Source organism: Nonomuraea sp. NPDC049504, from assembly GCF_040676845.1.
Taxonomy (GTDB): domain Bacteria; phylum Actinomycetota; class Actinomycetes; order Streptosporangiales; family Streptosporangiaceae; genus Nonomuraea; species Nonomuraea salmonea.
Genome location: NZ_JBFAPT010000015.1, coordinates 240,164 through 249,110, shown reverse-complemented (window position 1 = coordinate 249,110; position 8,947 = coordinate 240,164). Strand labels below are relative to the sequence as shown.

Genomic DNA, 8,947 nt, shown 5'->3' with positions numbered 1-8,947 from the left:
TCGTGGTGTACGAGGAGAGCCGCACGGTCGGCATCGCACTCGGCGCCGTCATCGTGGTCGGCGCGCTGGCCATCTGGATGCGGTTCGACACCGTTAACCAGCGGCGCAAGGAGGCGAAGAAGGCGCAGGTGGAGGCCGAGTTCGAGGAACTGTCCGAGGAACCGGCGGCCGGTGGCTTCCCTGTGCCGCCGCTCGACCTGCCGCACTACCACGGGGTGCAGCACAAGGAGATTCCCAGTGGGACTAACTGACTGGCTGAACCCCGTCAAAGGCTTCGGGGTCACCTTCCACACGATGTTCAAGAAGCCCGTCACGACGAACTACCCGGAGGAGAAGAAGCCGACGGCTCCTCGCTTCCACGGGCGTCACCAGCTCAACCGCTGGCCTGACGGGCTGGAGAAATGCGTCGGGTGCGAGCTGTGCGCCTGGGCGTGTCCGGCCGACGCCATCTACGTCGAAGGCGCGGACAACACCGAGGACGAGCGCTTCTCGCCGGGCGAGCGTTACGGACGCACGTACCAGATCAACTATCTGCGGTGCATCCTGTGCGGCCTGTGCATCGAGGCGTGCCCGACGCGAGCGCTCACCATGACCAACGAGTACGAGCTGGCCGACTCCAGCCGCGAGAGCCTCATCTACACCAAGGAGATGCTGCTCGCGCCCCTCACGCAGGGCATGGAACAGCCGCCGCACCCCATGCGACTCGGTGAGACCGAAGAGGACTACTACCGGCTGGGGCGGACCAATGGGTGAGACCATCACTTTCTGGGTGCTGGCCGTCGTCTCCGTCGGCGCCGCACTCGGCATGGTCTTCAACCGCAAGGCCGTGTACTCCGCGCTGATGCTCGGCACCGTCATGCTCTGCCTGGCCGTCCTGTACGCCGTGCAGGACGCGCCGTTCCTGGCCGCGGTGCAGATCATCGTCTACACCGGCGCGATCATGATGCTGTTCCTGTTCACGCTCATGCTCGTCGGCGTGGACTCGTCCGACTCCTTCGTCGAGACGCTGAAGGGCCAGCGCTTCTGGGCGATCATCGCCGCCGTCGGCTTCTCGGTGCTGATCATCCTGGCCGTGGGCAACGCGATCTTCGCGCCCGAGGCCGGGCTCGCGGCGGCCACCCAGCAGGGCGGCTACATCCGCTCGATCGCGCTGCAGCTCTTCACCAAGTACGTGTTCCCGTTCGAGATCACCTCCGCGCTGCTGATCACCGCGGCGCTGGGCGCGATGGTGCTGGCGCACCGCGAGCGGGTCACCAAGAAGGCGACGCAGAAGGACCTGTCCCGGGCCCGCTTCCAGGGCGACCGCCCGTCGCCGCTGCCCGGCCCCGGCACCTACGCCAGGAACAACGCCATCGACATGCCGGCGCTGCTGCCCGACGGGTCGGTGGCCGAGTCCTCGGTCAACCGCTACATCGCCCGCTACGACGTGGAGCATGACCGCCTGCCGGACAACCCCAAGCTGGCCCAGGCGATCAAGCACACGGCCGAGGAGGGCACGGCGCCGACCGAGGCCGAGCAGGACGCCGAGAGCAATGAGGTGACCAAGTGACGACCCACTACCTCGTCCTGTCCGGCCTGCTGTTCGCGATCGGCGCCATGGGCGTGCTGATCAGGCGCAACGCCATCGTGGTGTTCATGTGCGTCGAGCTCATGCTCAACGCCTGCAACCTCGCGTTCGTGACGTTCGCCCGGCAGGTGGGCAACCTGGAGGGCCAGATCATCGCGTTCTTCGTGATGGTCGTGGCCGCGGCCGAGGTCGTCGTCGGCCTGGCAATCATCGTGACGATCTTCCGAACCCGCAGGTCCGCGTCCGTCGACGACGCCAACCTGCTGAAGTACTAAGAGGTGACTGGTGGAATCTCAACTCGCTGAGATCGTCCAGCACACCGGTGGAGTGATCGGCAACGCCTGGCTGATGATCGCGTTCCCGCTCGTGGGCGCGTTCATCCTGCTGGTGTTCAACCGGTTCACCGACCGTTGGGGCCATCTGCTGGGCGTGGCCATGTCCCTCGCCTCGTTCGTCGTGGCGGTGCTGGCGTTCTTCGAGCTGATCGGGTTCGGGGCGGAGGAGCGCCGCCGGGCGGTGCACCTGTACGAGTTCATCCCCGGCATGGTCGACATGGGGCTGCTCATCGACCCCCTGTCCATCAGCTTCGCGCTGCTGATCACCGGTGTGGGCTCGCTGATCCACATCTACTCGATCGGCTACATGGCGCACGACGAGCACCGGCGCAGGTTCTTCTCCTACCTGAACCTGTTCGTGGCCGCGATGCTGCTGCTGGTGCTGGCCGACAACTACGTCGGGCTGTTCATCGGCTGGGAGGGCGTCGGTCTGGCGTCGTACCTGCTGATCGGGTTCTGGCAGTTCAAGCCGTCCGCGGCGACCGCGGCGAAGAAGGCGTTCGTCGTCAACCGCGTCGGTGACTTCGGCCTGCTGGTCGGCATGTTCGTCATCTGGACCACGTTCGGCACCCTGACCTTCCAGGGGCTGGGCGAGCAGATCCAGCCCGGCCAGACCAACGGCGCGATGCTCGCCATCGGCCTGCTGCTGCTCCTCGGCGCCTGCGGTAAGTCCGCGCAACTGCCGCTGCAGTCCTGGCTCCTCGACGCCATGGAGGGCCCGACCCCGGTCTCGGCCCTCATCCACGCCGCGACCATGGTCACCGCCGGTGTCTACCTGGTGGTCCGCTCGGGGGCGTTCTTCTTCCCCGAGGGCTCGGGCGCCGCGCTCGCCGCCGCCATCGTCGGCGCGGTCACGCTGCTCGCCGGTGCCATCATCGGTTGCGCGAAGGACGACATCAAGAAGGGCCTGGCCGGTTCGACGATGTCGCAGATCGGCTACATGATGCTCGGCGCGGGCCTCGGCCCCGCGGGCTACGCCTTCGCGATCGGCCACCTGATCACGCACGGCTTCTTCAAGGCCGACATGTTCCTCGGCGCCGGCTCGGTCATGCACGGCATGAACGACGAGGTCGACATGAGGAAGTACGGCGCGCTGCGCAAGGCCATGCCGATCACGTTCGTCACGTTCTTCATCGGCTACCTGGCGATCATCGGCTTCCCGCTGCTGTCCGGCTACTTCACCAAGGACGGCATCATCGAGACCGCGGTGCACCACCAGCCGATCCTCGGCTGGCTGGCCGTGCTCGGCGCCGGCGTCACCGGCTTCTACATGTCGCGGATGGTCTTCATGACCTTCTTCGGCGAGAAGCGCTGGGACAAGGAGGCGCACCCGCACGAGTCGCCGCTCGTGATGACGGTGCCGCTGATGATCCTCTCGCTCGGCGCGCTCGGCCTCGGCGCCTACCTGGTCCTGGGCGGCACGCTGTACAAGTTCCTGATCCCGGCGGTCGGTGGCAGCCTCGACACGGTGCCGGAGTTCGCGCCGTTCAGCACGCCAGGGCTCGCCACGCTCGCGCTCGTCGCGGTCGGCGTCGTGTTCGCCTGGCTGCGCTACGGCCGGGTCGAGGTGCCGTCGGTGCAGCCGCGCGGCAACTTCCTCACCACGTTCGCCCGGCGCGACCTGTACGGTGACGCGCTCAACGAGTCGCTCTTCATGCGGCCCGGCCAGTGGCTGACCCGCCTCGCGGTGTTCTTCGACAACCGCGGCATCGACGGGATCGTCAACGGCCTGGCGGCGGGCATCGGCGGCAGCTCCGGGCGCCTTCGGCGGATCCAGACGGGCTTCGCCAGAACGTACGCGCTGTCCATCCTGATCGGTGCCGCCCTGCTGACCGGCGCCCTGCTCCTCGTTGGGAACATCTGATGTCACCCTGGCTTCCGATACTCATGGCGGTGCCCGTGGTGGGCGCCGTCGTGGTGGCCCTGCTTCCCAAGGGCAGTGACAAGCTGGCCAAGCAGGTCACCCTGCTGTTCTCGCTGGCGACGCTGGTCCTGACCGGCGTCATGGCCGCCGGGTTCGACCCCGACGGCGACCGCTTCCAGTTCACCGCCGCCTACAACTGGATCCCGAGCTTCGGCGTGAAGTTCGGGGTCGGCGTGGACGGCGTCGCGCTCGTGCTCATCGCGCTGTCGGTGGTGCTGGTGCCGATCGTGGTGCTGGCCTCCTGGCACGACGCCGACGGCGTGAAGACCGCCGACGGCACGGTGATCGCGCCCAAGCGCTCGGTGAAGACGTACTTCTCCCTGCTGCTGGTGCTGGAGACGATGATGATCGGCGTCTTCGCGGCGACCGACATCTTCCTGTTCTACGTCTTCTTCGAAGCCATGCTGATCCCGATGTACTTCATGATCGGGTCGTACGGCGGCGCCCAGCGGTCCTACGCGGCCGTCAAGTTCCTGCTGTACTCGCTCTTCGGCGGCCTGCTCATGCTGGTCGCGGTCATCGGCCTCTACGTCGTCGCCGGCAAGCAGTCCTTCATGTTCCCCGAGCTCGTCGGGGCCATCCAGGACCCGGCCATGCAGAAGTGGCTGTTCGGCGGCTTCTTCATCGCCTTCGCCATCAAGGCGCCGCTCTGGCCGGTGCACACCTGGCTGCCCGACGCGGCCGCGCAGGCTCCGGCCGGCGCCGCGGTGCTGCTGGTGGGCGTGCTGGACAAGGTCGGCACGTTCGGGATGCTGCGCTTCTGCCTGGAGCTGTTCCCCGACGCGGCCAAGGCGTTCACGATGCCGATCGTCGTGCTGGCGGTCATCAGCATCATCTACGGCGCCATCGTCGCCATCGGCCAGACCGACATGAAGCGGCTCATCGCGTACACGTCGATCTCGCACTTCGGGTTCATCGTGCTCGGGGTGTTCGCCATGTCGGACGTCGCCCAGTCCGGCGCGGCGCTCTACATGGTCAACCACGGCTTCGCCACGGGCGCGCTGTTCCTGGCGGCCGGGTTCCTCATCGCGCGGCGCGGCTCGCCGTTCATCGGGGACTACGGAGGCGTGCAGAAGGTCGCCCCGCTGCTCGCGGGCTTCTTCCTGATCGCCGGTCTGGCCGGTCTCTCGCTGCCGGGCCTGTCGTCCTTCGTCAGCGAGTTCATGGTCATGATCGGCACGTACTCCAGCCAGGCCCACGGGTCCGGTGCGCTGACGGTGGCGGCGATCGTCTCCGCGGTCGCGGTGATCCTCGCGGCCGTCTACATCCTGTGGATGGTCCAGCGGACCATGAACGGGCCGACGGCCGAGCCGGTCAAGGCGTTCAAGGACCTGAACGCCCGCGAGGTCTGGGTGCTGGCTCCGCTGGTCGCCCTGATCATCGGGTTCGGCTTCTTCCCCAAGCCGCTGCTTGACGTGATCAACCCGTCAGTGCAACAGACGCTGACCAACGTGAAGGTACCCACCTCCACCGTCGCTGAGAAGGGGACAGGCCAGTGAACCCCGCCATCGATGCGCCGACGATCGAGTACGGCACGCTGGCGCCGCTGCTGGTCGTCTTCGGCGCGGCCTGCATCGGCGTGCTCGTCGAGGCGTTCGCGCCGCGTTACCTGCGCAAGTCCATCCATGTGCCGCTCACGCTGCTGAGCCTGGCCGGCGCGTTCGCGCTGGTGCTGGTGCAGACGCTGCGCGGCCAGGTGTCCTCCACGCCGGCCGCCATGGGCGCGCTCGCCGTGGACGGGCCGTCGCTGTTCATCTGGGGCGTCATCCTCGTCTTGTCGTTCGTGTGCGTGCTGCTCATCAATGACGAGGGCCACTTCGTGGCCTCCGCCGCGGCCGTGCCGGGCAGCGCCGACGAGGAGGAGGCCGAGGCCCACGACAACGGCACCGGCCACACCGAGGTCTACCCGCTGGTCCTGTTCGCGGTGGGCGGCATGCTGCTGTTCCCCGCCTCGCACGACCTGCTGATGATGTTCGTGGCCCTTGAGGTCATGTCGCTGCCGCTCTACCTGCTGTGCGGCCTGGCCCGCAGGCGTCGCCTCCTCTCGCAGGAGGCGTCCATGAAGTACTTCCTGCTGGGCGCGTTCTCCTCGGCCTTCTTCCTGTACGGCACCGCGATGATCTACGGCTTCGCGGGCACCGTCTCGCTGCCGGGCATCAACCAGGCCATGGCCGCGGGCAACTCGCTCGACCCGCTGCTGCTCATCGGGTTCGCGCTGCTCGGCGTGGGTCTGCTGTTCAAGATCGGCGCGGCGCCGTTCCAGGCCTGGAAGCCGGACGTCTACCAGGGCGCCCCGACGCCCATCACCGCCCTCATGGCCTCCGGCACCCTCGTCGCGGCCGTCGGGGCCGTGCTGCGGGTCTTCTGGGTCGGCCTGGGCAACCTCGACTGGGAGTGGCGGCCGGTCATCTGGGGCGTCGCGGCGCTCACGATGATCGTCGGCTCGATCCTGGCGATCACGCAGACCGAGATCAAGCGGATGCTGGCGTACTCGTCCATCGCGCACGCCGGCTTCTTGCTGGTCGGTGTGATGGCCACGTTCGGCGACGCGCGGCAGAACGCCGACTCGCTCAAGGCGATCCTGTTCTACCTCGCGGTCTACGGCATCACCACGGTCGGCGCGTTCGCCGTGCTGACCCTCGTCCGCGACCCGGGCGGCGAGGCGGGGCACCTGTCCCGCTGGGCCGGTCTCGGCAAGCGGGCGCCGGTCCTGTCGGGCGTGTTCGCCTTCTTCCTGCTCGCCTTCGCCGGCATCCCGCTGACGAGCGGCTTCTTCGGCAAGTACGCCGTCTTCGCCGCCGCGCTGAACAGCGGCACGCAGCCCGGCGACTCCATGGGCGGCTGGATGGCCGGCCTGGTCGTCGTCGGCGTGATCGCCTCCGCGATCGCCGCGTTCTTCTACGTCCGCGTCATCGTGCTGATGTTCTTCAGCGAGCCGGCCGCCGACGGCCCGGCGGTCGCGGTGCCCAGTATGGGGACCGTGGCCGTCATCGCCGTTTCGCTGCTGGTTACGGTAGGGGTGGGGCTCTATCCGGAGTCCGTGCTCGGTGTTGCCAACGACGCTGCTAGCAGCCTGTTCATCAGATAAGGGGATCTCGTATGTCCGCGCCTCCCGTGGTTGACCTTCCCATCGAGGACGAGCGGTTGGCGCAGGACGTGGCCAACGGACTGGCCGCGGTCGAGAAGCTCCTGCGCTCGTCCGTCGAGAGCGAGGACGCCTTCGTCACGGAGGCGTCCAAGCACCTCATCGAGGCGGGCGGCAAGCGGTTCCGTACGTTGATGGTGCTGCTGGCCGCCCAGTTCGGCGACCCGTCGGCGCCGGGTGTGGTGCCCGGCGCCGTGGTCATCGAGCTGACCCACCTCGGCTCGCTCTACCACGATGACGTCATGGACGAGGCCCCGGTGCGCCGGGGCTCCCCGTCCGCCAACGCCCGGTGGGACAACACCGTGGCCATCCTCACCGGCGACTATCTGTTCGCCCAGGCCTCGGACCTGCTCGCCGACCTCGGTCCCGAGCTGATCCGCATCCAGGCGCAGACGTTCTCGCGGCTCGTGCAGGGCCAGATCAGGGAGACGATCGGCCCGCGCGCCGACGAGGACCCGATCGCCCACTACCTGAGCGTCCTGTCCGACAAGACCGGTTCGCTGATCGCCGCCTCGGGCCGCTTCGGCGCGCTGCTGTCGGGCGCCCCGGCCGACGTGGAGGAGCGGCTCAGCCGCGCCTGCGAGGCCATCGGCGTGGCCTGGCAGCTCGGCGACGACCTGCTCGACGTGGCCTCCTCGGGCGCGCAGTCGGGCAAGACGCCCGGCACGGACCTCAAGGAGGGCGTCAAGACCCTCCCGGTCCTGTACGCGCTCGCCGCCGGCGACCACCCCCGCCTGACGGCGCTGCTGTCCGGCCCGGTCGCCGATGAGGACCTGGACGAGGCCCTGACCCTGCTCCACGCCCACCCCGGCATGGCGCGGGCGCGGGCGGAGCTGGTGGCCTGGGTGGACCGCGCCCGGGCCGACATCTCGGGCCTGCCCGACATCCCGGCCAAGGACGCGTTCCTCGCGCTCTGCGACTACGTGGTCGAGCGCTCCGGCTGAGCCTTGAGGGCCGCGACGCGGCTCCGGGCGGTCTGACGGGCCGCCCGGAGGCTGTCGTACGAGAAGAGCGCCAGCGCCAGCCAGACGATCGAGAACCCGATCCAGCGGCTGGGCGGCATGGTCTCCTTGGCGATGAGCACGCCGCAGGCGAACTGCAGGATCGGCGCGATGTACTGCAGCAGCCCGATCGTGCTCAGCGGCACCCTGATCGCCGCCGCGCCGAAGCAGATGAGCGGCACCGCCGTGATGAGGCCGCCCGCGACCAGCAGCAGCGCGTGCCCCGCGCCCTCCTGGCCGAACGTGGCCGTCCCCGTCGTCTGCAGCCAGGCCAGGTAGCCGATGGCCGGCAGGAGCAGCACCAGGGTCTCGATGGCCAGGCTCTCCGTGGCCTCGACGTTGGCCCGCTTCTTGACCAGGCCGTAGATGCCGAAGCTGAACGCCAGGGTCAGCGCCACCCACGGCAGCCGCCCGTAGTCGAGCGTCAGCACCAGCACCGCCAGCGTGCCGAACCCGACCGCCGCCCACTGCAGCGGCCGCAGCCGCTCGCGCAGCAGCGCCACCCCGAACAGCACGTTGACCAGCGGGTTGATGAAGTAGCCGAGGGCGCTTTCGACGACGTGGCCGCTGTTGACCGCGTAGATGTAGGTGCCCCAGTTGACGGTCACGAAGATCGCGGCCAGCGTCAGCAGTCCGAGCTTGGCGGGCTGCCTGAGCAGCTGCTTCACCCACGACCAGTGCCGGCGTACGGCCAGCGCCACGGCCACCACGACCAGCGACCACACCATGCGGTGGGCGAGGATCTCGATGGCGCCGGAGGGCTTGAGCAGCGGCCAGTAGAGGGGGAACAGGCCCCACATGGTGTAGGCGGCGATCCCGTAGAAGATGCCACGCCGGGAGTCAGGCATGTAGTCCAGTTTCAGGCATTACCACCTTTCAATACAAGTTTGATCTTCTCAGACTGATTATGTAGAAATGCTTAATTGTCGGGCTGCGGCGGAGGGGTCGCGGGGTGCGTACCAACGCAGTACAGGA

At 68.2% G+C, this 8,947-nt stretch carries 8 protein-coding genes and 1 pseudogene; 8 read left to right on the top strand and 1 reads right to left on the bottom strand.

Annotation, left to right across the window (positions count from 1 at the left end; all coding sequences use genetic code 11):
* From AB0K28_RS28275 to AB0K28_RS28240, 8 genes and pseudogenes are all read left to right on the top strand, one after another.
* Positions 1–251: pseudogene (locus tag AB0K28_RS28275) on the top strand (NADH-quinone oxidoreductase subunit H); the annotation flags it as partial.
* The gene (gene nuoI / locus AB0K28_RS28270) at positions 238–753 is read left to right on the top strand and encodes an NADH-quinone oxidoreductase subunit NuoI (protein ID WP_345394367.1); all 516 of its coding nucleotides are present in this window, start codon (positions 238–240) and stop codon (positions 751–753) included. The pseudogene AB0K28_RS28275 and the gene nuoI, both read left to right, overlap by 14 nt.
* Complete coding sequence (locus AB0K28_RS28265) at positions 746–1,549, top strand: NADH-quinone oxidoreductase subunit J (protein WP_345394370.1); 804 nt, start codon at positions 746–748, stop codon at positions 1,547–1,549. The genes nuoI and AB0K28_RS28265 overlap by 8 nt, the downstream gene beginning before the upstream one ends.
* Positions 1,546–1,842: an NADH-quinone oxidoreductase subunit NuoK gene (nuoK, locus tag AB0K28_RS28260; RefSeq protein ID WP_106246199.1), complete on the top strand. Its 297-nt coding sequence runs from the start codon at positions 1,546–1,548 to the stop codon at positions 1,840–1,842. The genes AB0K28_RS28265 and nuoK overlap by 4 nt, the downstream gene beginning before the upstream one ends.
* Before the next feature lie 73 nt (positions 1,843–1,915).
* Positions 1,916–3,766, top strand: a complete 1,851-nt coding sequence (nuoL, locus tag AB0K28_RS28255) for an NADH-quinone oxidoreductase subunit L (protein ID WP_364375848.1) — start codon at positions 1,916–1,918, stop codon at positions 3,764–3,766.
* Positions 3,766–5,325 carry an NADH-quinone oxidoreductase subunit M gene (locus tag AB0K28_RS28250; RefSeq protein ID WP_345394376.1) on the top strand — a complete coding sequence of 520 codons (1,560 nt, stop codon included), beginning with the start codon at positions 3,766–3,768 and terminating at the stop codon, positions 5,323–5,325. The genes nuoL and AB0K28_RS28250 overlap by 1 nt, the downstream gene beginning before the upstream one ends.
* Complete coding sequence (gene nuoN, locus AB0K28_RS28245) at positions 5,322–6,914, top strand: NADH-quinone oxidoreductase subunit NuoN (protein ID WP_345394379.1); 1,593 nt, start codon at positions 5,322–5,324, stop codon at positions 6,912–6,914. The genes AB0K28_RS28250 and nuoN overlap by 4 nt, the downstream gene beginning before the upstream one ends.
* 11 nt (positions 6,915–6,925) lie before the next feature.
* Complete coding sequence (locus tag AB0K28_RS28240; RefSeq protein ID WP_364375812.1) at positions 6,926–7,915, top strand: polyprenyl synthetase family protein; 990 nt, start codon at positions 6,926–6,928, stop codon at positions 7,913–7,915.
* Here AB0K28_RS28240 and rarD read toward each other — a convergent pair.
* Positions 7,891–8,820 carry an EamA family transporter RarD gene (rarD, locus tag AB0K28_RS28235; protein WP_364375809.1) on the bottom strand — a complete coding sequence of 310 codons (930 nt, stop codon included), beginning with the start codon at positions 8,818–8,820 and terminating at the stop codon, positions 7,891–7,893. The two genes, AB0K28_RS28240 and rarD, sit on opposite strands and share 25 nt — an antisense overlap.
* Between the last annotated feature and the right edge of the window lie 127 nt (positions 8,821–8,947).